Raw genomic sequence first — 23,678 nt, 5'->3', positions numbered from 1 at the left:
TTCATGTTCCGGACTTCCGTAACATCGGGTGCTGACAGGTACCGAATTCCCGCCACCGAATCACACATTCCCACCGTGGCACCGGTCCTTTCCACACCCAGGAGGAAATTTCATGACGACAACACCATCAGGAAGCGGACGCTCCGACAGCAACTTCAGGAACATCCGCGACGGCGTGGCGTCCTATCTCAGGGACTCCGACCCCGACGAGACCCAGGAGTGGATGGACTCCCTGGATGGCCTGCTCAGTGACGCTGGCCCCGACCGTGCCCGATACCTGATGCTGCGTCTGCTGGAACGCGCCTCGGCCCAGCGGGTGGCCCTGCCCCCGCTGCTGTCGACCGACTACGTCAACACCATCCCCACCACCATGGAACCGGAGTTCCCCGGCGACGAGGCGATGGAGAAGCGCTACCGGCGGTGGATCCGCTGGAATGCCGCGGTGATGGTGCACCGCGCCCAGCGGCCCGAGATCGGCGTCGGTGGTCACATCTCCACCTACGCCTCGGCCGCCGCACTCTACGAAGTCGGCTTCAACCACTTCTTCCGCGGCAAGGACCACCCCGGCGGTGGCGACCACATCTTCTTCCAGGGCCACGCCTCCCCCGGCATGTACGCCCGCGCCTTCCTCGAGGGGCGCCTCAGCGAGGAGGAGATGGACGCCTTCCGTCAGGAGAAGTCGAAGCCGGAGCACGGCATGCCGTCCTACCCGCACCCCCACGGCATGCCCGACTTCTGGGAGTTCCCGACGGTGTCGATGGGACTGGGCCCGATGAACGCGATCTACCAGGCCCGGTTCGACCGTTACCTGCACGACCGCGGCCTCAAGGACACCTCCCAGCAGCACACCTGGGCGTTCCTCGGCGACGGTGAGATGGACGAGCCGGAGTCCCGCGGGCTGATCCAACAGGCCGCCCTCTACAACCTCGACAACCTGACCTTCGTCATCAACTGCAACCTGCAGCGTCTCGACGGCCCGGTCCGCGGCAACACCAAGATCATCCAGGAGCTGGAGAGCTTCTTCCGGGGTGCGGGCTGGAACGTGATCAAGGTCGTCTGGGCCCGCGAGTGGGACGATCTGCTCGCCAAGGACAAGGACGGCGCCCTGGTGGATGTGATGAACTCCACCGTCGACGGTGACTACCAGACGTTCAAGGCCAAGGACGGCGCCTACGTGCGCAAGTTCTTCTTCGAGCGCAGCCCGGAAACCGCCAAGCTGGTCGAGGACATGACCGACGAGGAGATCTTCGCCCTGCGCCGCGGTGGCCACGACTACCGCAAGATCTTCGCCGCCTACCAGCGGGCGCTGGACACCAAGGACCAGCCGACCGTCATCCTGGCCCACACCATCAAGGGCTACGGCCTGGGCCACAACTTCGAGGGCCGCAACGCCACCCACCAGATGAAGAAGCTGGCCCTGGAGGACCTCAAGCAGTTCCGCGACAAGCAGGAGATCCCGATCACCGACGAGGAGCTCGAGAAGGACCCCTACCTGCCTCCCTACTACAACCCGGGCCCGGAGTCCCCCGAGGTGCGCTACATGCTGGAGCGACGTAAGGACCTCGGCGGGCCGTTGCCGGAGCGCCGCCACGGCTACACCCCCCTGGCCGTGCCCGAGGTCAAGGGCTCGATGCGCAGCGTGCTCAAGGGATCCGGATCCCAGGAAGTCGCCACCACGATGGCCCTGGTCCGTGCCCTCAAGGACCTGATGCGCGACTCGGAGATCAAGAAGCGCCTTGTCCCGATCATCCCGGACGAGGCCCGCACTTTCGGTCTGGACGCCTGGTTCCCGACCCTGAAGATCTACAACAACCACGGTCAGAACTACACCCCGGTCGACGCCGACCTGATGCTGTCCTACAAGGAGTCCGAGCAGGGCCATATCCTGCACGAAGGCATCAACGAGGCCGGTGCGGTGGCATCCTTCACCGCCGCCGGAACGTCCTACGCCACCCACGGCGAGCCGATGATCCCGCTGTACATCTTCTACTCGATGTTCGGCTTCCAGCGCACCGGCGACGGCATCTGGGCCGCCGCCGACCAGATGGCCCGCGGTTTCCTCATCGGCGCGACCGCCGGACGCACCACCCTGACCGGTGAAGGTCTGCAGCACATGGACGGGCACTCCCCCGTGCTGGCGTCGACCAACCCGGCCGTGGTCTCCTGGGACCCCGCCTTCGCCTACGAGATCGCCTACATCATGCGCGACGGAATCCAGCGCATGTACGGCGAAGGCTCCGGCGGCGAGAACAGCCCCGGCGAGAACGTCATCTACTACATGACCGTCTACAACGAGCCGGTGCACCAGCCGGCCGCTCCGGACGACATGGATGTCGAGGGCCTGCTCAAGGGCATCTACCTGTACTCCCCCGCCGACAAGCTGATCGGCACCGGCGAGAACTCCGCAGGTGACGTCGGTGACGCCCCGGAGTCCGAGCTCGAGGCGAATATCCTGGCCTCCGGTGTCGGTGTCACCGAGGCCATCCGCGCCAAGGAGATGCTGCAGGACCGTTTCGGTGTGCGCGCTGCGCTGTACTCGGTGACCTCCTGGACCGAGCTGGCCCGCGAGGGCGCTGCCCAGGCCAAGGAGGAGCTGCGCCACCCCGACGGAGTGATCCCGAAGCCCTTCGTGACCCACCTGCTGGACGACGCCTCCGGCCCGTTCATCGGCGTCTCCGACTTCGCCACCGACCTGCCGGAACAGATCCGGGCCTACGTCCCAGGCGAGTACACCACCCTGGGCACCGACGGTTTCGGATTCTCCGACACCCGCGCAGCGGCCCGGCGCTACTTCAACTCCGATGCCGAGTCGATCGTGGTGGCCGTGCTCTCCGCCCTGGCCCGCGCCCACCAGTACTCCTGGAACGACGTGCGCGCCATCGCCGAGGAGTTCAACCTCACCGACCCGACGAAGGCATAGGTCGCAGGTAGGGCTTGCGGGCCCTACCTGCGAACCCTGCCTGCGAGTCCTGCGCTGCTAGAGTGGGTCGGAGAACCCTGCCCCCACTCACCGACACCCCACAGGTGTCGGCGGTAGACGCGAAAGGCCGTAGAAGCGTTGGAGATCTCCCCCGAGGCACAGCAGAAGCTGGCCGGAAAACTCACTGGCTCTGACGACGCCGACTCCGCGGCAGCGCCCGGCCGGAGCGCCCGGGACGCCCGCAACACCGCGATGGACACCGCGACCCGGATCGCGGTGATCATCGAGGAGGCCACCGGGGTGGACGTCGAGGAGATCGAACTCGACAGCAACATCACCGACGACCTCCACATCGACTCGGTGTCGCGCATCGACGTCGCCATCCGCATCGAGGACGCCTTCCACGTACGTATCGAGGAAGAGGACATCGACGCTGCACGTACCGTCAAGGACATCGTGCGGTTCATCGAGGCGCGCACCAGCACCGGCGAGTGAGCGCCATGTCCGCCGACGGAATCACTGGAGTCCTCGCCGAGGTCGACGAGTGGCCGGTAGGCACCGTAGGCGCCGCGGTCGTCACGACCGACGTAGACGGGCCCGTGTTGCACGGCGACGCTGACCGGCTGTTCGCCCTGGCCAGCGTCAGCAAACTCATCACCTGCTACAGCGTGCTCATCGCCGTGGAGGAAGGTGCCTTCGACCTTGATGACATCGTGGACGACATCGCCGCAGAGTACGGCACAACGGTGGACGCACCGCAGGACGTAACGGTGCGTGAACTGCTCAGCCACGCCTCCGGGGTCGGCATGCACTCCCGGGCGCAGGAGAAACCGGCCCGCAGTCGCCGCATCTACTCCTCTGCCGGTTTCGACATCCTCGCCGACCTGGTGTCCTCGACCGGCATCCCGTTCTTCACCTACGTCCGCGAAGGGCTCTGCGAGCCGTTGGGCATCGACGTCCACCTGTCCGGTTCGGCAGGTCACGGGTTCGGTGCCCGGCTGGGCGACCTGGCGGTGCTGGCCGCAGAGTTTCTCTCCCCCTCGCTGATCTCCGAGGAGCTGTGGGACGAGGCGCTGACCCCGCAGTTCCCCGAACTCGACGGTGTGGTCCCCGGCTACGGGTCGCAGCGTCCCTGCCCCTGGGGCCTGGGCATGGAGCTGCACGGGGAGAAGTCGCCGCACTGGCTGCCGGACAGCATGCCCGCCGAGGTCGCCGGCCACTTCGGCCAGGCCGGTACCTTCCTGTGGTTCCACCGACCTACGGGACGCGCGGCTGTCGTCCTGGCTAACCGTCCCTTCGGGGACTGGGCGAAGCAGCGTTGGGACGGCTTCAACGACCGCCTGTGGTCGGCCTTCTGACGCCGACGCGCCCCATCCTCGCTCTCACTCCCACTCCCGGGTGGTCCGACCCCCTCCTGCCCACCCGAGAGCGGGAGTGAGAACGCAGCGAGCACACGAGGCCACACGGGGAACACACAACGAAAGACCCCGGTGCGGTGACCTACGTAGGTCTCCGCACCGGGGGTGGTGTTGCTCCCCCAACTGGATTCGAACCAGTAACCTTCCGATTAACAGTCGGATGCTCTGCCGTTGAGCTATGAGGGAATGTCTCTGCTGTCCCGGAAGAAGCTCTCCCTGGCAACGAGGACATACTCTACCCAGACACCGGAGTTCTATCAAATCTGCAGGTAAGAACACGGAAATGGCCACCCGAACTCCGCAAGAACGACAACCGGAACTACACCGACATGATTCACTGTCGCTCCCCTCGCCCCAACCACCCACCCGACAATTTCCCCACAGGCCTGTGCTTAAATAAGCGCACGGGGCTATAGCTCAGTTGGTTAGAGCCGCGGACTCATAATCCGCTGGTCGCGGGTTCAAGCCCCGCTGGCCCCACAGTGAGTACCAGCAGTTCAGAGGGCATATCGTCACACAGGTGATATGCCCTCTGACTGCACCCGGCACACGCCGCCTACGACCTACCTCACACTGCCTCAGTCTTTGTTTTGCAAATCACACTTATGGGACCTTTCCCCCCCTAAACTTCCTGCCATCGGCGACCTAACGCCGTTCACCAACCCAGGGAGTCAGACATGCAGGATGGAATCGGCGCACAACTGTTGCCTATCGGCCTCGCCGTGATCATGGTGGGCATCGGCCTCACCCTCACCCCCACCCAGTTCAGGCGCAGCGTGAATTCCACATCCACCGTCACCTGGGGGCTGATCGGTCACGTGGTGGTCGTCCCGCTCATTGCCCTGGCGCTGGCGTTCATTCTCAATCTCTCCCCTGTGTTGGCTGTCGGCTTGATGCTGCTCGCCGCCGCCCCTGGCGGTGTCACCACGAACCTGTTCGCGCATCTGGCCAAGGGCAATGTCCCGCTGTCCATCGTGCTGACCGTGATCACCTCGATCCTGATGATGGCCACCCTGCCGCTGTGGGTATGGATCACCGTGCGCCTGTTCGAGGACGTCACCGGTGATGTCGGAACGGTCACCGTCCCCCCGGGCGAGGCGATCGGACTGGTCGTCGGCGTTGTCGGCGTGCCGGTGATCATCGGTATGTTCATCCGGGCGAAATCGGAGCGCATCGCCGCGAAGCTGGAGAAGATCATCGCGGTCGTCGGCGCGGTCGTCCTGGTCGGCGTGTTCACTTTCCTGGTCATCGATCTCGGCGATGAGCTGGGCCCGCTGATCGGCGAGGTTGGCCTCGCTGTCCTCATCTTCAACGCCCTGGTGATGGCCACCGGCTGGGCGGTCGGTGCAATGCTGAAGCGTCCGGCGGAGGACAAGGTCACCCTGGCCGTCGAGTACGGTACACGCAACTCGACGATGTCGATGGTGATCGCCCTGTCGGTCATCGGCTCGACCGAGATCGCTGCGCCGGCCATGCTGTTCAGCGTGACCATGTACATCTTCGGTGTCGCCCTGCTGGTGTGGCGCCGTCGGGCGTTGAAGAAGTCGGACGCCCCGACCACCGCCAGTGCGGAGGATTCCGACGTCACCGTCCCCCAGGGGTGACGAGTCCGGATTCGTAGGCCAGGACGACAAGTCGCGAGCGATCCCGGGCGTGGAGTTTCGACAGGAGCCTGCTGACGTAGGTCCTCGCGGTCGCCGGGCTGATGTGCAGGTGCGCGCCGATCTCGGCGTTGGTCTCACCGTGCCCCACCCGTTCCAGCACCTCCCGTTCCCGGCCGGTCAGCCCGTCCAGCAGTTCGGGACGCGTCGCTGAGACACCGAACTCCCCGAGCCTGGCGAGGATCATCGGGGCGATCGACGGCGAGAGCGACCCGTCCCCTGCGTCGACGGAACGGATCGCCGCGCGCAGGTCCACCGGCGAGATGTCCTTCAGCAGGTAGCCGGACGCCCCGGCGTGGATCGCGGCGAGGACGTCACGGTCCTCGTCGAAGGTGGTCAACACCAGTACCCGTACCTCGGCAAGGTCCGGGTCTGCGACGATGCGTTCCGTGGCGGCGATGCCGTCCATCCGTGGCATGCGGATGTCCATGAGCACCACATCAGGCCGATACTGCCGGACCAGGCTGACGCCCACTTCCCCATCGGCGGCTTCGGCCACGACCTCGATGTCACCGTCGCGTTGGGCGAGTTGGCGTAGTCCGGCGCGGACGAGTTCCTGGTCGTCGACGGGCACGATACGGATCATGGTTCCAACCTTGCCGGAATCCTCGCGGTGACGGTGAATCCGGCAGGGCTGGTGGTGCCGGTGGAATAGGTGGTGAACGTCCCGCCGAGGACCCGCACCCGTTCGGCCATGCCGGTGACCCCGTGGCCGAGCGAGCCACCACCGCTACGGTCACCGGTGTCACCGCCACCACCGTTGTCAGCCACCGTGACCACCAGCGTGGCGTCCTGAATGTGCGCCGAGACCCGCACCCGGGTGGCGTGGGAGTGGCGCAGCACATTGGTCAGCGACTCCTGGACGATCCGGTAGGACGCGGCGTCCACCGCCGGGGTGAGGTCGGCGGAGCGCGTGCTGATGTCGACGTCCACGGCGATGCCGGCGGCCTCGACGTCGGCGGTGAGCACCCCGATGTCGTCGAGGGACAGGACGCTGCGCTCACCGTCGGTGTCGCGTTCCCGCAGCAGGCGGAGCATGGTGCGTAGTTGGTTCAGGGTGCTCGAGGCCTGCGATCTGATCTGGTCCAGCGGTGCGGCCGCCGGTTGGTCGTCGGTGATCTCCTCACGGGCGACGGCGGCGTGCAGGGAGATCACCGACAGGCCATGCCCGACGGAGTCGTGGAGTTCACGGGAGATGTGCTGGCGTTCCACCTGCTCGGCTAGCTGGGTGATGTGTCGCTGTTGAGCGAGGTGACGCCGCCGGGCGTGCACCCCGTAGCCCAGCGAGATCGCCGCGGCGATGAGCGCCAGCGTCGACACCGACTCGGTGCCGAGCAGGTACCCGACGGGTTGGGGGTCGTCGCGCAGGCGGAAGTACAGTGACACGGCGAACACCACCGACCCGCCACCGACCCGCCACCGACCGCCCAGCCCAGCCTGCCCCGCTCCGCGGTGGAGAACAGGGCACCGGCGACAGGCAGGGCCACACCGATCGGCGGATACTCCAGGACGTAGTAGGCGAACGTGCCCAGAACACTGACGGCCAGTACCGTCCGCGGCAGCTGCCGACGGACCAAAAGCACCACGCCGAAGGCCGCGACGAAGAGGTAGGACGCCAGGCTCGGTACGTGGTCGGTCCCGACCTGGGACAGTGCGACGACGCTGATGAGCACCGTCGACACCGCCACGGCCATGGACACGTCGACGACCCAGGGCGGGACGCTCGGGGTACCACGGTCGGTGTCGGTCACGCCCCCGAGCCTAACGCCTGGCGAGCTCGGGAGATTGCGACGGCGACAGCCCCGGTGGCCACGCCGACAATCACTCCGGTCAGCAGACTCGACAGTCCGGAGAGCACCCGGAGGATCACCGTCTCCACCGCTGGATCCAGGTCGCTGAGGTTCCCGCCGAGTGCTGGCGGGTTGCCGCCGAAGGCCGAATCCCAGAAGATCTGGTGGCCCAGCAACAGGAAGACCCCGTAGATCGCCCCGATCGCCAGATTGGTGACGAATGGACGTTGCGCCCGGGCAACGAGGGTTGCGATGATCCAGATCAGCGGCGGGACGAAGACGAACAAAGAGTTGATCAACGTCCCCTCGTGGATGATGTCGAGATCGTGCAAGACCACTCGAGGTGCGCCGAGAGCGGCGAGAAGGACGAGGACGGGGACGGAGAACCCGAGGCGTGGGCTCTGGTCCACCTCGGTGTCGGTGTTGCTGTACATGCTCACTGACGCTACGGCCGGGCCGCAGGGTGCACATCCGTCTACGCGCGTCTCCCGGTGTCGCTTCTCGACGTAGTCCGTTGCAGTCCGACGCCGTCCATTGGCGACCAATGGCATGGGGATGTCGAGACCGTAGGCCGATGTGCTGCTGTTCGGGCCGCAATAGCGTCATGGCTATGACTCCTTCACCGAGCACTTCACCTTCCCCCTCCTCCACCTCGGCCCCCTCGACAACCACAGTGGACTGGTTGCTGGCCTGTGCCCTCGGCGTGGTCGCGCTGATCCGACCAGTGGTGCGAATCATCGCAACCCAGGCTGGCTACGAACTTTCGGCGGCCGTCCCCGTTCTACTCACGCTCGGCATCACCGTGGTGTGGGTCGTCGCCGTGGTCTCCGCCCGAACACCATCCCCGGTCCTCACCCTGATGATTGCCGGTGTGGTCTACGCAGAGCTCTCGACCGTTCTCAGCGGGGTCCTCTCCCCCATCCTCGATGGCGAGTTCTCCGGCCCGCTGGCGAACCCGGTCGCGATAATCCCGATGCTGCTGATCAATGCCGGGTGGGGACTGGTCGCTGGCGGGATCGCGCTGACCTTCCGGCGGCGGGTGTCCCCGACTGCCCTTCGCAGAGCACCACTGTGAGTCCTACCGCACCAGACGCGCGACGGCGGCGGAGACCTCGTCGAGCTTCTCCATCGCCTCTTCCTCTCCCTGCTGGGCGGCATGCAGAACACAGTGCTGCATGTGGTCGTCCAACAGGGCCAGCGCCACACTCTTCAGCGCCGACTGCACGGCGGTGACCTGGGTCAACACGTCGATACAGTAGGTGTCCTCGTCGACCATGCGGTGCAGCCCGCGGACCTGCCCCTCGATGCGCTTGAGGCGGGCGAGGTAACGCTTCTTGTCCGGGGTGTAGCCGTGCGAACCGGCGTCCGCACCGTGACCCTCGTGGCCGTCGTTGCCCTCCCCGGCTGCCGAATCCCCGCAGCCGCAACCGCAGGACGCACCCGCGTCCTGGTGCGCCAGCAGGTTGCCGTTCACGGCGCCGTCATTCACGGTGCCCTCGGTACCCTCACTCATGATGTCTCCTGTTCGCGTGAGAAAAGCCCCCGGTTAATACCCCTATAGGGTATCAGCGTCGGGGCCTTTCCCGCAAGGTGGGACGCCAGGGCCGGTCCAACTCAGTGGCCGCGGGCGATCCACTCCTCCAGGTGCGGGGCCTCCGCACCGATCGAGGTGGCATCACCGTGCCCGGTGTACACCTCGGTCTCCCCCGGCAGCGTCAGCACCTTTTCCCGGATCGAGTCGATGATCGTGTCGAAGTCACTGAACGACCGGCCCGTCGCACCCGGACCACCGGCGAACAAAGTGTCACCACTGAGCAACACCTTCGCCTCCGGCAGGTACAGACAGCACGACCCTGGCGAATGGCCCGGAGTATTCACTACCCGCAACCTGGTCCCGGCGATGTCGAAGACCTGCCCATCGGACAGATCCTCGTGCCCGACACCCGGGTGCGTCTGGTTCCACAGCATCTGGTCACCCGGGTGCACATGGATCCGGGTATCCAACCGCTCCGCCAACTCCGGGGCCACGGTGATGTGGTCATTGTGGGCGTGGGTGCAGATCACCGACCGCACCCGGCGACCACCGACCGCCTCCACGATCGCATCGGCATCATGGGCAGCGTCGACAACGATCACCTCCTCATCGTCACCGATCAGCCAGATGTTGTTGTCCACCTCCCACTCGCCACCGTCGAGCGCAAACACCCCGTGGGTCACGACCCGGTCAATACGCAGCCCCGTCTCGGAGGCACCGGCGAACTTCTCGGACTCTCCTGGGACACTCACAGCTCCACCACCGATCGCAGCACCGACCCCTGCTTCATCTTCGTGAAAGCATCCTCCACCGCATCAATACTGATCCGCTCATCCACGAAGTCACCCAACGGGAACCGCCCCTGCAGATACAGGTCGGTGTACAACGGGAAATCCCGCTCCGGCAAACAATCGCCGTACCAGGACGACTTGGTCGCCCCACCACGCCCGAACACATCCGCCAGCGGCAACTCCAGGCGCATCTCCGGGGTCGGCACACCGACCAGCACCACTCGTCCGGCCAGGTCACGCATGTAGAACGCCTGGGTAAAGGTCCCCGGCAGTCCCACAGCATCAACCACGACATCGGCACCGACACCACCGAGGATCTCGTGGACGGCCTGCACCACCGGCTGATCCTCACCGGTGGCCGAGGCATCCCCACCCAAAGCCGACGGGTTGATCGTGTGCGTGGCCCCGAAGTCCTTCGCCCGCTCGAGCTTCTCGTCCGACAGGTCCACCGCAATGATCCTGGTGGCCCCGGCCAGCTTCGCCCCGGCGACCGCGGCCATCCCCACACCACCGCACCCGATCACGGCGACGGACTCACCACGCTTGATCTCACCGGTGTTCACCGCCGCACCCAGACCGGCCATGACACCACAGCCCAGCAGCCCGACCGCCGCCGGATCGGCCGACGGATCCACCTTGGTGCACTGTCCCTCGTGGATCAGCGTCTTCTCGATGAACGCGCCGATCCCCAGCGCCGGCTCCAGCTCGGTGCCGTCGGTCAGCGTCATCTTCCTGGAGGCGTTGAACGTGGCGAAACAGTACTTCGGCTCGCCCTTCTTGCACGCCCGGCACTCGCCACACACCGCACGCCAGTTCAGCACCACGAAATCACCGACGGCGACGTGCGAGACGTTCTCACCGACGGTCTCCACCACACCGGCGGCCTCGTGGCCGAGCAGGAACGGGTAATCGTCGCTGATCCCACCGTCCCGGTAGGCCAGGTCGGTGTGGCAGACACCGCAGGCCTGGACCGCCACGATGACGTCGTTGGGGCCCGGATCAGGCACCATGACATCCACCAGTTCCACTTCTGCACCCTTACCGCGGGCGATAACACCCTTGACCGTTGTATTCACTGGTGCCGTTCCTTTCATGCAGGTTCGTCTCGTTGGTCCCCCAACCATACGGAGAAATCCGCGTCTCTGGGGATCCCGGTGTTCCCGCGGGCACCCGGGGCGGCAGGTATGATGGCGGCATAGTTCTACGGTCGCCTTCCACCCCACGATTCGCCCCACGATTCACCAAGGAGCACCCTCAATGATCCAGCTGGTCATCGGCGCCGCCGCCGGCTACGTCTTCGGTACCAAGGCAGGACGGCGTCGCTACGAGCAGATCCGGCGGGGCTACGAGGCCACGATCAACTCCCCGGTCACCCGGCGTGCCGTCCAGGCAGGACGCAAGGCCCTGGCCGACCGCATCGATCCCGAGCCGCGGATGCGCGAGCTACGCGACGTTCGTGGTGCCGACCGTCGCGGGGAGCTCGACGGTTCGCAGGACGCCTACCTGGAGGACGACGCCCTCGAGTTCGAGGAGGACATCATCGTGGAGTCGGACCAGCCCCGGATGCGGGACGCCAAGGGCCGACCGGTCAGTGAGCAGGACGGCTCCGGCGGCACCTCACGTCGCCGCTTCGGCCGCCGGTAGTCACTGCCAGCCCCTCTGTTAGCCGCCCGGCTCCCCGTAGGACTGGGCCTGTTCCTGCAGCGTACGCCGGTACTTCTCCAGCGCCATGAGGTCGGCGAAGGTGTCGTTGTACTCCTTCTTCTTCGCCCCACCCTGGTCCGGACGCATCTGCTGCATCCGTGACTTCAGCTCGGCGATTTCCACGCCGACCCAGCGCTCCTCCATCCGGGCGACCACCGCACCTGCGTAGAACTCCAGGCGCTCAGGCTTGCACCGTGGCTCCTCCACCGCCAGCTCACTGATCACCGCGCGGCACATCACGTCATCGGTGGCCGCGGTCACCGCGTCCAACCAGTCGGCACCTGCGGCATGGCCGTCGGCGGTGTCGACACTGCCTACCCCGCCTGCCGCGGAGATCGCGGTGGCGACCGCGACATAGGTCGGGTGCTCGAAGGTCTCCGGCAGCAGTCCGTCGGCGTCCGCACCGACCATCTGCGGCTCCTGCAGCATCAGCTTCAGCACCTCGCGGGCCGGTTCCAGGTTGATGTCATCCGGGTTCGGACGGCTCAACATCGACGCCACCGCACCACCCCGCGCACCGGTGCCCGCGGCTTCAGCCTCCTGCGCCCGACGGGTCAGCCTGGCCACCCCCTCCTTGAGCTGGGTGCCGGAACGGTCCTGCCCGCCCCGGGCGGCCTCACGGCGCACCTGGGTGACCACCTCGGTGGGGTCCGGCCAACTCAGCCACCCGGCGGCCTGGCGTGCGTACTCGTCGCGCAGGGCGTTGTCGCGGATCCCGGCGAGCACCGGGACGATACGGCGCAGGGCGTCCACCCGACCGTCGACGTGGTGGGTGTCATAGCCACGCAGGATGGTACGGATGACGAACTCGAACATCGGGATCCGGTCGGCCACCATCTCCCGGACCGCGGCATCGCCGCGCTCCAACCGGATGTCGCAGGGGTCCATGCCGTCCGGGGCGACAGAGACGTAACTGCGTCCGGTGAACTTCTGGTCGCCCTCGAAAGCACGCATCGCGGCCTTCTGCCCGGCCTCGTCGCCGTCGAAGGTGTAGATGATCTCGCCGCGGAAGAACTGGTCGTCCACCATGAACCGGCGCAGCATCTGCAGGTGCTCCTCGCCGAAGGCGGTACCACAGGCGGCGACCGCTGTCGTCACCCCGGCGGCGTGCATCGCCATGACGTCGGTGTAGCCCTCGACCACGACCGCCTGGTGGTCGGTGGCGATCGACTTCTTGGCCAGGTCGATGCCGAAGAGCACCTTCGACTTCTTGTAGAGCAGCGTCTCCGGGGTGTTCATGTACTTCCCCAGGTTGTCGTCCTCGAAGAGCTTGCGGGCTCCGAAGCCGATGACGTCGCCGGCCACCGAGCGGATCGGCCACAGCAGCCTGCGGTGGAAACGGTCGATCGGCCCACGGTTACCCATCCGGGACAGCCCGGCGTCCTCCAACTCCTTGAACTCGAACCCGCGGCGCAGCAAGTGCTTGGTCAAGGTGTCCCAGCCGGCGGGTGCGTAGCCGCAGCCGAAGGCGGCGACGGTCTCCTCGGAGAACCCACGGTCGCGCAGGAACGCCCGGGCGGTGGCCGCCCCCTCGTCCTGCTCGTCGGCGTACCGCTCCATGTAGAACTCGTGCGCCGCCCGGTTCGCCGCGATCAGACGCTGTCTGGTGCCGGGCTCCACCCGGTTGACCGGCCCCCCGCCCTCGTAGTTGATGCGGTAGCCGATCCGCTCAGCGCACTGCTCGACAGCCTCGGGGAAGGTAACGTGCTCCATCTTCATCAGGAAGCTGAAGACGTCCCCGCCCTCCCCGGTGGAGAAGCAGTGGAAGTAGCCCTTGTTCGGGCGGACATGGAAGGACGGGGTCTTCTCGTCCTTGAAGGGGCTCAAACCCTTCATAGAATCCACACCACCGGGGGTGAGCTGGACATACTCGCCCACCACCTCCTCGATCGGGGTCTGTTCCCGGATCGCGGCGATGTCGGTGTCTGGAATCCGCCCTCGTGCCATGGCGACCATGATAGCGCCACCAGCGGACCGGCCCAGAAGAGCGAATCGACTGTGATGCAGGACACAACGTCCTACGATGGGGAGGACTGCAGAACCAGTACGGCTGCCCGAAGGTGCTGACTACACCGACGAGACGCCGTCGCACCATGAGAAGAGGACTCCCCATGCCATCTGCTGGCACGCATTATGACGTTCTGACCGTCGGTTCCGGCTTCGGAGGTTCAGTGACCGCCCTGCGACTGACGGAGAAGGGCTACCGGGTCGGGGTGATCGAGGCCGGCCGACGATTCGCGGACCATGAGTTCGCGAAGAACTCCTGGCACCTCAAGGACTTCCTCTGGGCACCGAAGCTCGGCTTCTACGGCATCCAGCGCGTCCACCTGCTCAAGGACGCCATGATCCTGGCCGGAGCCGGTGTCGGCGGCGGGTCACTGAACTACGCCAACACGCTCTACAAGCCCGGCGACAACTACTTCCGCAGCCGCGCCTGGGACCACATCACCGACTGGGAGGACGAGCTCACCCCCTACTACGACCAGGCCCGGAAAATGCTCGGCGTGGTGACGAATCCGACCGTCACCCCGGCCGACAAGCTCTCGAAGCAGGTCGCCGAGGAGATGGGGGTCGGCGACACCTTCCGGATGACCCCGGTCGGTGTCTTCTTCGGAAAGAAGGCCGGGCTGGAGGGAGAGGAGGGCGAGACCGTCGCCGACCCCTACTTCGGTGGTGTCGGCCCCGACCGCACCGCCTGCACGGAGTGCGGTGAGTGCATGACCGGCTGCCGGCACGGGGCGAAGAACACCCTGCTGAAGAACTACCTCTACCTTGCGGAGAAGGCCGGTGCGAAGGTCCACGACCGGTCCACGGTCACTGCGATCCGCAAGCTCGGTGCCGATGACGAACCCGGCTGGGAGATCACCGTCGAGCGGACCGGACCGATCCTGGGCCGGAAGAAGACCTCCACCTTCACCTCCGACTACCTGATCATGGCCGCCGGGACCTGGGGCACCCAGAACCTGCTGCACCGGGAGAAGGAGGACGGCACCCTGCCGCAGCTCTCCGACCACCTCGGCCAGCTGACCCGCACCAACTCCGAGGCCCTGCTGGGCGTCGGACTGTGGAAGAAGGAGCCGGAGTACGACTTCCACAAGGGAGTGGCGATCACCTCCAGCTACTGGCCCGCCCCGGACACCCACATCGAGCCGGTGCGCTACGGACTGAAATCCAACGCCATGGGCCTGCTGCAGACCCTCAACACCGACGGTGGCACCAGATGGCCCCGCTGGGTGGAGTTCCTGCGCCTACTGGTGAAGAACCCGCTGGCGATCAAGCTCGTCCTCGACCTGCGCGGCTGGTCGGAACGCACCATGATCAACCTGGTCATGCAGGCCCGCGACAACTCGCTGACCACCAACCTCAAGAAAATCGGCCCGCTGCGCTGGCTGACCAGCCGTCAGGGCGAGGGCGAGCCGAACCCGTCCTGGATCCCGGAGGGCAATGAAGCCACCCGGCGCGGTGCCGCCCACTTCGACAAGGCTGTGGCCGGTGGTGTGTGGCCGGAGGTCTTCAACATCCCGCTGACCGCGCACTTCCTCGGCGGCTGCACGATCTCGGACTCCCCGGAGACCGGCGTCGTCGACCCCTACCACCGGGTGTGGGGCTATCCGTCGATGTTCGTCACCGACGGCTCCTCGATCACCGCGAACCCGGGTGTGAACCCCTCGCTGTCGATCACCGCGAATGCCGAACGTGCCGCGGCACTGTGGCCGAACAAGGGGCAGGTCGATCCCCGCCCCGACCAGGCGACCACCTTGGCCGGCTACCAGCGGGTCACGCCGGTGCGTCCGGAGCACCCGGTAGTGCCGGACGAGGCGCCGGCGGCGCTGCGCCTGCCGATCACCCCGGTGCGCAGCACGGTGTAGTCCCGGTCAGCGGGTAGGCCCCGACCAGTGTCAAAAGCCGGCGTAGAAGTCGGCGAGACGGTGTTCCCCCATCGTCTCCCCGACACAGTCGTGCGCCATATTCCACGTCAGGAACCGGACGGTATCCGCCGCCTGCGGATTGACCAGCGCCATCAGACGCAGTGCCGGTTCCAGGAGCATCCGGGGAATCCTCACGGTCCGTGGTGATCGGCCAGCGGCCTCACCGGCGACCTCCGCTAGTTCGGGCCAGGTGAAGATCTCGGGACCACCCACATCCCAGGAGCCGCCGACACCACTTTCCATCCGGTCGACGATGAACGTGGCGAGGTCCGCACCGTGGATCGGGTTGACGCGCACCTGGCGATCCAGGACCGGCACCAGGCCCCGACGTGCCATGGGGAGCATCTCCAGCATGTCCGAGAAGTAGCCCGACGGGCGGATGATCTGGGCGACGACCTCGGCGGTGGCGAGGGTCTGCGCAAACGCGGACTTCGCCCGCGTCAGCTGTGCCGGGCAGTCGTCTGCCCCGAGCGCGTGGACGTAGGTGAAGGAGCGTCCTCCGTGTGCCAGCACAGAGTTCAGGACATTCAGATTGGCCAGGTTATCGATCTCCCAGGGGTCGTTGCCCTGTCGGGTGACTCCCAGCGCAGAGATGGTCCTCTCGGCACCTGCGGAGATATCACGGGTGAATGTCGGATCGGTGACATCCCCGACCACCCATTCGGCGACACGGCCGTCCAGTCCCGGGGATCCGTGGGGTCCTTCCGCCTCGGCACGGCCCCTGTCCCGTACCACTGCGCGAACACTGTAACCACGGCCCGCCAGTTCAGCGACGATGTACCTTCCCGCATAGCCGGACGCACCGACGACCAGCACAGTAGTCACTTCTCACTCACCTCTGCTCATGGGTCCGGCCCCGTCCTGGACGGCAATGTCCTGCACCAGGATCCTACCCGGGAGGGCCTGTTGGCCGACCCCGATCAGGTTCTGTGCGACACTTGTCTCCGTGAATCGGAGTGCAGGCACCAACAGCAGTGGTTCGGGCAACGGCAAGGACCCGAAGAAGATCGTCGGCGGTATCGCCGGAGTGGCTGTGGCCCTGGTGGCCGGCTATTTCGGGTTGGACGCCGCGACCAGTGACGATCCTGCACAGGCCGTCGATTCCGCCTCCGGCGACTCCTGTGCCGTCGACACGCTGCCGTCCGAGGCCGACGGGGTCATCGACACCATTCTCGACGGTGGGGACTTCGACCACCCGGACCACGACGGCAAGCATTTCGGCAACTACGAGGGCGTGCTGCCGCAGGAGTCGAACGACTTCTACCGCGAATACACCGTAGAGACCCCCGGGCTCGACCACCGCGGTGCCCGGCGCATCGTCGTCGGCGGCGGCACCCACACCGATCCGGACATCTGGTACTACACATCCGACCACTACGACAGCTTCTGCGAGATCCCCGACGCTGAAGACTGAGAAGTCTGAGTGGCCTGAATACACTCAACCCCAGGCCGCGCTGATCGACGAGGCCGACTTGTCCAACCGCTCCAACCTGGACTCGGTCAGTGAGGCCACCTGGTCGATGACCACCCGCAGCTTCTCTGCGTCGGTGGACGCCTCCTCCCACCACGGGCGGAACAGCAGGTCCAGGCTGCCCGGTGCGCCTTCCGAGAGGTACTTGGTGACCCGGAAGATGCGCTCGCGCTGACGGTCCTGGTCCGACTGGTGACGCCCCTGGTCCATCACGTAGAGCACGGCGATGGATTTCAGCAGCACCACCTCGGCGCGGACCTCGTCCGGGATGATCAGGTCGGCGGAGTAGCGTCCCAACGGGATCCGCGGGTCCCCCTCGGTCGACAGGTTCAGGTGGGCCGAGCGGGTCGCGGTCACCGAGGCGGTGACGAACCGGCTGACCAGCTCACTGGTCAGGCCCTTGAGCGCCACATGGTCCTGCAGTGAGCCGTCGAAGTCCGAGGCACGGACCACCGGTGCCATGGCGCGCAGTCGGTCGGCGGCGTCCAGCAGTTCCTCCGGGGAGCCGCCGAAGGCCCGGGCGCCCTTCTCCGCCAGCGCGGCGAGTTCCACCAGGTCCCACAGCACCCGCAGGCTGATGCGTCCGGAGACGATCCCGTCCTCTACGTCGTGGACGGAATAGGCCACGTCGTCCGACCAGTCCATGATCTGGGCCTCGAGGCACTTGCGTCCCTCCGGGGCCTCCTCACGGATCCAGGACAGGACCTCGAGGTCGTCGGCGTAGCAGGAGTACTTGCGTCGCAGCGTGCCGTCCGGCGCGATCGGTCCCCACGGGTATTTGCAGGCGGCGTCCAGCGAGGCCCGGGTCAGGTTCAGACCGTAGGACCTCCCGTCGGGCCCGAGGGTCTTCGGCTCCAACCGGATGAGGATACGCAGTGTCTGGGCGTTGCCCTCGAACCCGCCGCAGTCCGCGGCGGCGATGTTCAGGGCGTCCTCCCCGTTGTGCCCGTAGGGCGGGTGGCCGATGTCGTGGGTCAACCCTGCCAGGTCGGCAAGGTCGGGGTCGGCGCCGAGAGCCTTACCGATGCCGCGGGCGATCTGACCGACCTCCAGGGAGTGGGTCAGTCGGGTGCGCGGGGTGTCCCCGGACCCGGGTCCGACGACCTGCGTCTTGTCCGCCAGCCGACGCAGGGCGGCACTGTGCAGGACGCGCGCCCGGTCACGGTCGAAGTCATCCCGGGCGTCCGGCACCGCCCCGTCGACGCCGAGGGCTTTGACGGGGACCTCGACGATACGGGCCAGGTCGTGTGCGGTGTAGCGGTAGCGTTCCACGTGTCGTCCTCTAGTCTTCGTCGACGGTGTAGTCGCCGGCGCCTTCATCGGTGATGCGGTAGTAGATCATCCCGCCGGTCTCGTGGATGATCGCGTTGATCTGCTCGGAGCGGCTGGAGACCGCCGGCCCCTGGCGGGTCGGTGAGGCGTGGGCGTCGAAACCCTGGCCGCCGATCATGTTCGTGGCCCGCAGCGAGTGGTTCGGGTCAGTGACCACGGCGACTGACTCCCAGCCCTTCTCCTCGGCGACCGGGGCGAAGGCCTCTGCAGAACCGAGGGTGTCCATCCCCTCGCCGATGGATGTGATCGCCTCCTCCGGCACGCCCTTGTCCCGCAGGTACTGAGCCCCGGACTGCGCCTCGGTGTAGACGTCGCCCTCGAGTTTGCCGCCGATGGTGGTGATGCTGTCGGACACCCCGTCCTCGTAGAGCTCGTAGGCGTGGTCGAGACGGGCGGCGAACCACTGCGACGGCGTGCCGTTGTACTGGGCGGCACCGAGGACGAGGATGGTGTCGGCGGCATCACGGTTGTCCTGCCGTGCGTACGCCCAGACATGACCGGCCATGGCCAGGGTGATGACCAGGCCGACGACGATGGTGCCGATGATCATGTAGATCGCCCCGCGCACAGCTGCGCCCAAGGTTGATCCAATGGTTCTGCCGACGTTCATGCGCCTAACTCTACGCACCTCAACCACGGATTTCCGTTATTGTTGAGTGCATGTGCGCCGCCAATATTCTCTGGAATCCGACCGCTTCCCGTACCCCCTCCGCTGGGGCCCGAGTACGCCGCTTCGCCGCCTCCGTGGCCGTCGCAGGTGTGGCCGGGGTGGGTGTCGGATTGACCGGCGCCGCGGCGTTCGCCACCGCGGGTCAGGACGTCTCGATCCAGGCCCAGGGAACCGCAACGGACACCGGCACTGACATCACCCTGGACTCCCAGGTCGTCGACCAGGCCGGTGTGCTCTCCGACTCGGAGGAGTCCTCCATCGCCAGCACGCTGTCGGACGGGGTCTCGGAGACCGGGGTGAAGGGCTACATCGTCTACACGGACAATATCGGCGGCAATGTCGACGCTCTCGCAGAAACACTGCGGGAGCAGGAAGGTGGGAACAACGTCCTGGTGGCCGTCATCGACGTTCAGTCCGAGACGAGCGGCCAGTTGGCCACCTCTTACGGAAGCGGTGTATCCACTTCCATTGGCGAGGACGCTTACGACGCAGGTATCAACAACCTCAGCGGTGGAAATTGGGCAGGCGGCGGCCAGGCCATCGCCGACGTCATCGCCGACGTCACCCCGGCCTCCACCTACGCCTGGGGTGGCGCCGCCGTCGTCGCCGTGGGCGGCGGTATCGGTGGCGCGGTCTGGTACTCCCGAAAGAAGCGCAGAGAGAACGAGGCGAACGAGCTGGAGGCCGCCCGCACCATCGAGGCCGGGGACACCACCGACCTGTCCCAGCAATCCACCCAGGTGCTGCGCACACTGGCCGCCGAGGAACTGCAGAAGGCCGACGAGTCCATCCGCAAGGGAAGCAACGAGCTGGAGACCGCCGAGGCGGAGTTCGGTGTCGAACGCACCCGCGAGCTGCGCTCGGCCGTCGAGTCGGCGAAGAAGACCCTCAACAACGCCTACAACGCCCACCAGCGGGTACAGAACAGGCTGGTCGGTGGCGAGGCAGAGGAGCGTAGCCTGCTGATCGAGATCGTGTCGTCCTGCGGCACGGCGGAAAAGCACCTCAGCGACCAGGCGGAGAGATTCTCCACCCTGCGGGAGAAACTGATCAACGCCCCGGAGATCATCGACCGGTTCTTCCAGCAGACCGTGGAGCTGCGCTCGCGGATCCCGAAATCCCGGGCGATCCTGGAGGACCTGGCCACGAAGGTGGATCCGGTTCTGCTGGACTCGGTCAACGACAACCCGGACATCGCCGAGGCGGAGATCGACGCTGCCGAGGAGGCGATCGGCCGGGCCCGCGATCTGCTGCACCTGCCCGCCGGGCAGCAGGGTGCCTTGGTCGACGAGGCTGGTGCCGCACACTTGGCGATCCAGCAGGCCGACCGGCAGCTCGCCGCGGTCGAGCACGCCGAGTCCCAGCTGCAGGAGGCCCGCACGAACCTCGCCTCCCTGATCGACGAGGTCGACGAGGAGATCGCCGAGGCCAACCAGCTCGCCTCCAGCAGTGCCCCGGTCAACAAGGAGAACCTGGCTGAGGCTATGGACATGGCCACGACAGCCCTGGCCAAGGCCCGGGAGATCGGCGAGACCGACCCGCTGGGCGCCTACTCCGAGTTGCTGGAGGCCGACGGCGAGCTGGACATCCAGCTCGACGAGGCCCGTGGTGCGGAGAACAACTACCAGCGCACCCTCGGCATGGTGGACCGGACGATCTCGGACGCGACGCACCGTCTGCGCTCGGTGGAGGACAGCATCCACAACCGCGGTCGGATGATCGGGGTGGAGGCACGGTCAGCCGCCCAGTCCGCCGGCCAGTTGATCGACGAGGCTCTACAGCTTCGTGACCAGCGTCCCCGAGACGCCTACAATGCTGCCCAGCAGGCCAATGCCTTGGCGAAACAGGCCGGTGACCTGGTGCGTCGTGATGTCGATGACTACAACCGTCGCAATAACTACCACGGCCGTGGCGGCGGTGGTGGAGGCAACCTCGTGGCCGGTATGCTCCTCGGCTCGCTGCTCAGCGGCAACGGCGGATTCGGCGGCGGATTCGGCGGAGGTGGTGGCTTCGGCGGAGGCGGCGGCTTCGGCGGTGGCGGCGGAGACTTCGGCAGCTTCTAGCCTCCCCCTCCCCCGCCCATCAGCACCTTGAGGAACTATGAGGACAGACAACAAGCCCGGTGGGAGTGAGTACTGACACTCACTCCTACCGGGCTTATTCGCTCAGAAGCTGAAGACCCCGAAGACCCAGAAGCCTCAGAAGTCGATGAAGTTGAACAGGTACAGCAGGATGAACGGCACCAGGATCAACAGGAAGATCGAGATCCGCCAGCTGTTGGACAGCATCCGCGACTCCATGGCGTGACGCGCTACCCAGGACAGGAACACCTGGACGTCCAACGGCAGCGTCTGGCCGGACCCCTCGAACTGCAGGTGAAGGTTCTTCAACCCGCCGTTCTCCGAGGTGAACTGGCCGATCTTCTCCGCCTTACGCAGGTCCAGCTGCTCACCCTCCTCCAGATCGGAGGCATTGAACAGCACGAACTCCTTGCGGTTCTCCGCCCGCACGACCACCCGGTGGCGGTCGGCGGTGCAGGTCACCACCTGGGAGGCGCCGAAGGTGTTGGCGTCACCGATGGCGGTGAACACCTGGGAACCGGTGGCCTCCCCCGTCGTCGCCCGCATCAACGGACCCTTGTCCTTCTCCAGCTGCCAGGTGTCCCCACCGAAGCGGATCGTCGCGACGCCACGCTCCTCGGCGTACTCCGCCACCCGGTCCATGTCCTTGGGCGGCCCTGCGTAGATCGGGAAGGTGTGGCCGTCGGACGGCACGGACCAACGGATCGACGGGTTCGGCATTCCTGCGGGTTTCCCTTCTAGCAGCCGGCGAGACGCTCGGCGAGGTAGCCGGTCAGCTTGTCGAGGCTGACGCGCTCCTGGCTCATGGTGTCGCGCTCACGGACGGTCACGGCGTTGTCCTCGAGGGTGTCGAAGTCGACGGTGACACAGAACGGGGTACCGATCTCGTCCTGACGACGGTAGCGACGGCCGATGGCACCGGAGGTGTCGTAGTCGATGTTCCACAGACCACGCAGCTCCTCGGCGACCTTCTGGGCGGTCGGGGTCAGCGTCTCCTTCTTGGACAGCGGCAGGACGGCGACCTTGATCGGGGCCAGACGACGGTCCAGCTTCAGCACGGTGCGCTTGTCCACGCCGCCCTTGGTGTTCGGGGCCTCGTCCTCGTGGTAGGCATCGACCAGGAAGGCCATCATGGCGCGCCCCAGGCCGGCGGCAGGCTCGATGCAGTACGGGATCCAGCGCTCGCCGGACTCCTGGTCGAAGAAGCTGAGGTCCTCACCGGAGTGCTCGGCGTGGGTCTTCAGGTCGTAGTCGGTGCGGTTGGCCACACCCTCGAGCTCACCCCACTTGGTACCGGCGAAGTTGAAGGCGTACTCCACGTCGACGGTGCGCTTGGAGTAGTGCGACAGCTTCTCCTTCGGGTGCTCGTAGAGTCGCAGGTTCTCCGGGTCGATACCCAGGTTGACGTACCAGTTGAAGCGGTCGTCGATCCAGGTCTGGTGCCATTCCTCGTCCTCGCCGGGCTTGACGAAGAACTCCATCTCCATCTGCTCGAACTCGCGGGTACGGAAGATGAAGTTGCCCGGGGTGATCTCGTTACGGAAGGACTTGCCGGTGTTGGCGATGCCGAACGGCGGCTTCTGGCGGGCGGCACCCATGACGTTCTTGAAGTTGATGAAGATGCCCTGGGCGGTCTCCGGACGCAGGTAGTGCAGGCCCTCCTTGTCGTCCACCGGGCCGAGGTAGGTCTTCAGCAGGCCGGAGAACTCCCGCGGCTCGGTCCACTTGCCGGGCTGGCCGGTGACCGGGTCGTTGATGTCGTCCAGGCCGTTGGCCGGCGGGTGGCCGTGCTTCTCCTCGTAAGCCTCCAGCAGGTGGTCGGCGCGGTAGCGCTTGTGGGTGTACAGCGACTCCACCAGCGGGTCGGTGAACACCTCGACGTGGCCGGAGGCCTTCCACACATCGGTGGGCTGGATGATGGAGGTGTCCACACCGACGACGTCCTGACGTGAGGTCACCATGTGGCGCCACCACTGACGCTTGATGTTCTCCTTGAGCTCCACGCCCAGAGGGCCGTAGTCCCAGGCGGAACGGGTACCGCCGTAGATCTCTCCGGCGGGGAACACCAGTCCCCTGCGCTTGCAGAGATTGACGACGGTCTCGATATTGCTGGCAGCCATGAGCTCGGGGTACTCCTCATTGACGAACGTTGACGAACATTAGGGAACGTGGCCTGACAGGGTGGTCAGGTGATCACGACTATCCTACCGTTGCACCGGGTCGAAGCCACCCCCGGCCCTCCCACCGTCATCAGGGTATAAAAAAGGACCCGCGAAGGGGGGGGTTATCGCGGGTCCCGGCCACGCTGTCCTCAAAGAGGATGGGGCCTGGTTCCCCGTTTGATGGGATCGACTTAGGGGGGGGACAAGCGATCCCT

General features: G+C 66.2%; 22 protein-coding genes and 2 tRNA genes. 10 read left to right on the top strand and 14 right to left on the bottom strand.

Annotated elements, in window-relative coordinates; all coding sequences use genetic code 11:
* The first annotated feature begins 112 nt into the window (after positions 1-112).
* From aceE to ACTXPP_RS06625, 3 genes are all read left to right on the top strand, one after another.
* Positions 113-2,920 carry a pyruvate dehydrogenase (acetyl-transferring), homodimeric type gene (aceE, locus tag ACTXPP_RS06635; protein ID WP_443341405.1) on the top strand — a complete coding sequence of 936 codons (2,808 nt, stop codon included), beginning with the start codon at positions 113-115 and terminating at the stop codon, positions 2,918-2,920.
* 138 nt (positions 2,921-3,058) lie between these two features.
* The gene (locus ACTXPP_RS06630; RefSeq protein WP_443341404.1) at positions 3,059-3,415 is read left to right on the top strand and encodes an acyl carrier protein; all 357 of its coding nucleotides are present in this window, start codon (positions 3,059-3,061) and stop codon (positions 3,413-3,415) included.
* A gap of 5 nt (positions 3,416-3,420) precedes the next feature.
* Entirely contained in the window at positions 3,421-4,278 is an 858-nt protein-coding gene (locus ACTXPP_RS06625; RefSeq protein ID WP_443341401.1) for a serine hydrolase domain-containing protein, read from the top strand.
* Between the two features lie 174 nt (positions 4,279-4,452).
* On the opposite strand, the gene ACTXPP_RS06620 is transcribed toward ACTXPP_RS06625, so the two are convergent.
* Positions 4,453-4,524, bottom strand: a tRNA-Asn gene (locus ACTXPP_RS06620).
* 220 nt (positions 4,525-4,744) lie between these two features.
* On the opposite strand from ACTXPP_RS06620, the gene ACTXPP_RS06615 reads away from it, so the two are divergent.
* Together ACTXPP_RS06615 and ACTXPP_RS06610 are read left to right on the top strand one after the other, a co-directional pair.
* Positions 4,745-4,818, top strand: a tRNA-Ile gene (locus ACTXPP_RS06615).
* 197 nt (positions 4,819-5,015) lie between these two features.
* Complete coding sequence (locus ACTXPP_RS06610) at positions 5,016-5,942, top strand: bile acid:sodium symporter family protein (protein ID WP_443341400.1); 927 nt, start codon at positions 5,016-5,018, stop codon at positions 5,940-5,942.
* Here ACTXPP_RS06610 and ACTXPP_RS06605 read toward each other — a convergent pair.
* The 4 genes from ACTXPP_RS06605 to ACTXPP_RS06590 are packed head-to-tail and all read right to left on the bottom strand — an operon-like array spanning position 5,923 to position 8,223.
* Positions 5,923-6,585, bottom strand: a complete 663-nt coding sequence (locus ACTXPP_RS06605) for a response regulator (RefSeq protein ID WP_443341399.1) — start codon at positions 6,583-6,585, stop codon at positions 5,923-5,925. The genes ACTXPP_RS06610 and ACTXPP_RS06605 overlap by 20 nt on opposite strands.
* Positions 6,582-7,211, bottom strand: a complete 630-nt coding sequence (locus ACTXPP_RS06600; protein WP_443341453.1) for a sensor histidine kinase — start codon at positions 7,209-7,211, stop codon at positions 6,582-6,584. The genes ACTXPP_RS06605 and ACTXPP_RS06600 overlap by 4 nt, the downstream gene beginning before the upstream one ends.
* 8 nt (positions 7,212-7,219) lie before the next feature.
* Complete coding sequence (locus ACTXPP_RS06595) at positions 7,220-7,750, bottom strand: hypothetical protein (RefSeq protein ID WP_443341398.1); 531 nt, start codon at positions 7,748-7,750, stop codon at positions 7,220-7,222.
* Positions 7,747-8,223 (bottom strand): hypothetical protein, encoded by a 477-nt coding sequence (locus tag ACTXPP_RS06590; protein WP_443341397.1) that lies wholly within the window; start codon positions 8,221-8,223, stop codon positions 7,747-7,749. The genes ACTXPP_RS06595 and ACTXPP_RS06590 overlap by 4 nt, the downstream gene beginning before the upstream one ends.
* Positions 8,224-8,399: 176 nt before the next feature.
* Between ACTXPP_RS06590 and ACTXPP_RS06585 the strand changes: the two genes are divergently transcribed.
* A complete protein-coding gene (locus tag ACTXPP_RS06585; RefSeq protein ID WP_443341396.1) occupies positions 8,400-8,864 on the top strand; it encodes a hypothetical protein in 465 nt (154 codons plus the stop codon).
* A gap of 3 nt (positions 8,865-8,867) precedes the next feature.
* On the opposite strand, the gene ACTXPP_RS06580 is transcribed toward ACTXPP_RS06585, so the two are convergent.
* The 3 genes from ACTXPP_RS06580 to ACTXPP_RS06570 form a co-directional block, all read right to left on the bottom strand.
* Complete coding sequence (locus ACTXPP_RS06580) at positions 8,868-9,248, bottom strand: metal-sensitive transcriptional regulator (RefSeq protein ID WP_443341451.1); 381 nt, start codon at positions 9,246-9,248, stop codon at positions 8,868-8,870.
* A gap of 155 nt (positions 9,249-9,403) precedes the next feature.
* Positions 9,404-10,075, bottom strand: a complete 672-nt coding sequence (locus tag ACTXPP_RS06575; RefSeq protein ID WP_301494393.1) for an MBL fold metallo-hydrolase — start codon at positions 10,073-10,075, stop codon at positions 9,404-9,406.
* Entirely contained in the window at positions 10,072-11,190 is a 1,119-nt protein-coding gene (locus ACTXPP_RS06570; RefSeq protein ID WP_301494391.1) for an S-(hydroxymethyl)mycothiol dehydrogenase, read from the bottom strand. The genes ACTXPP_RS06575 and ACTXPP_RS06570 overlap by 4 nt, the downstream gene beginning before the upstream one ends.
* 181 nt (positions 11,191-11,371) lie before the next feature.
* On the opposite strand from ACTXPP_RS06570, the gene ACTXPP_RS06565 reads away from it, so the two are divergent.
* Positions 11,372-11,758, top strand: coding sequence for a hypothetical protein (locus tag ACTXPP_RS06565; RefSeq protein WP_443341395.1), 387 nt, complete (start codon positions 11,372-11,374; stop codon positions 11,756-11,758).
* 18 nt (positions 11,759-11,776) lie between these two features.
* Here ACTXPP_RS06565 and dnaG read toward each other — a convergent pair whose 3' ends face one another.
* Entirely contained in the window at positions 11,777-13,765 is a 1,989-nt protein-coding gene (dnaG, locus tag ACTXPP_RS06560) for a DNA primase (RefSeq protein WP_301520477.1), read from the bottom strand.
* 164 nt (positions 13,766-13,929) lie between these two features.
* Here dnaG and ACTXPP_RS06555 point away from each other — a divergent pair, with 164 nt between their 5' ends.
* Complete coding sequence (locus ACTXPP_RS06555) at positions 13,930-15,687, top strand: GMC oxidoreductase (RefSeq protein ID WP_443341394.1); 1,758 nt, start codon at positions 13,930-13,932, stop codon at positions 15,685-15,687.
* A gap of 30 nt (positions 15,688-15,717) precedes the next feature.
* On the opposite strand, the gene ACTXPP_RS06550 is transcribed toward ACTXPP_RS06555, so the two are convergent.
* Entirely contained in the window at positions 15,718-16,572 is an 855-nt protein-coding gene (locus ACTXPP_RS06550; RefSeq protein WP_301494387.1) for an SDR family oxidoreductase, read from the bottom strand.
* A 121-nt stretch (positions 16,573-16,693) separates the two neighbouring features.
* Here ACTXPP_RS06550 and ACTXPP_RS06545 point away from each other — a divergent pair, with 121 nt between their 5' ends.
* On the top strand, positions 16,694-17,161 hold the full coding sequence (locus ACTXPP_RS06545) for a guanyl-specific ribonuclease (RefSeq protein ID WP_301494385.1): 468 nt from the start codon (positions 16,694-16,696) through the stop codon (positions 17,159-17,161).
* A gap of 24 nt (positions 17,162-17,185) precedes the next feature.
* On the opposite strand, the gene ACTXPP_RS06540 is transcribed toward ACTXPP_RS06545, so the two are convergent.
* Together ACTXPP_RS06540 and ACTXPP_RS06535 are read right to left on the bottom strand one after the other, a co-directional pair.
* Complete coding sequence (locus ACTXPP_RS06540) at positions 17,186-18,490, bottom strand: deoxyguanosinetriphosphate triphosphohydrolase (RefSeq protein ID WP_301494383.1); 1,305 nt, start codon at positions 18,488-18,490, stop codon at positions 17,186-17,188.
* A gap of 10 nt (positions 18,491-18,500) precedes the next feature.
* On the bottom strand, positions 18,501-19,160 hold the full coding sequence (locus ACTXPP_RS06535; RefSeq protein ID WP_301494381.1) for a YdcF family protein: 660 nt from the start codon (positions 19,158-19,160) through the stop codon (positions 18,501-18,503).
* 50 nt (positions 19,161-19,210) lie between these two features.
* Here ACTXPP_RS06535 and ACTXPP_RS06530 point away from each other — a divergent pair, with 50 nt between their 5' ends.
* Positions 19,211-21,283, top strand: coding sequence for a TPM domain-containing protein (locus ACTXPP_RS06530; protein ID WP_301494379.1), 2,073 nt, complete (start codon positions 19,211-19,213; stop codon positions 21,281-21,283).
* Positions 21,284-21,418: 135 nt separating this feature from the next.
* On the opposite strand, the gene ACTXPP_RS06525 is transcribed toward ACTXPP_RS06530, so the two are convergent.
* Both ACTXPP_RS06525 and ACTXPP_RS06520 read right to left on the bottom strand, forming a co-directional pair.
* Positions 21,419-22,021 (bottom strand): hypothetical protein, encoded by a 603-nt coding sequence (locus tag ACTXPP_RS06525; protein WP_301494377.1) that lies wholly within the window; start codon positions 22,019-22,021, stop codon positions 21,419-21,421.
* A gap of 17 nt (positions 22,022-22,038) precedes the next feature.
* A complete protein-coding gene (locus tag ACTXPP_RS06520) occupies positions 22,039-23,421 on the bottom strand; it encodes a glycine--tRNA ligase (RefSeq protein ID WP_301494375.1) in 1,383 nt (460 codons plus the stop codon).
* Positions 23,422-23,678: the final 257 nt, after the last annotated feature.

The sequence above is a fragment of the Candidatus Corynebacterium faecigallinarum genome, assembly GCF_052264515.1.
Lineage (GTDB): Bacteria > Actinomycetota > Actinomycetes > Mycobacteriales > Mycobacteriaceae > Corynebacterium > Corynebacterium faecigallinarum.
The sequence above is the reverse complement of the archived record's forward strand: the minus strand, read 5'-3'. Positions and strand labels throughout refer to the sequence as shown.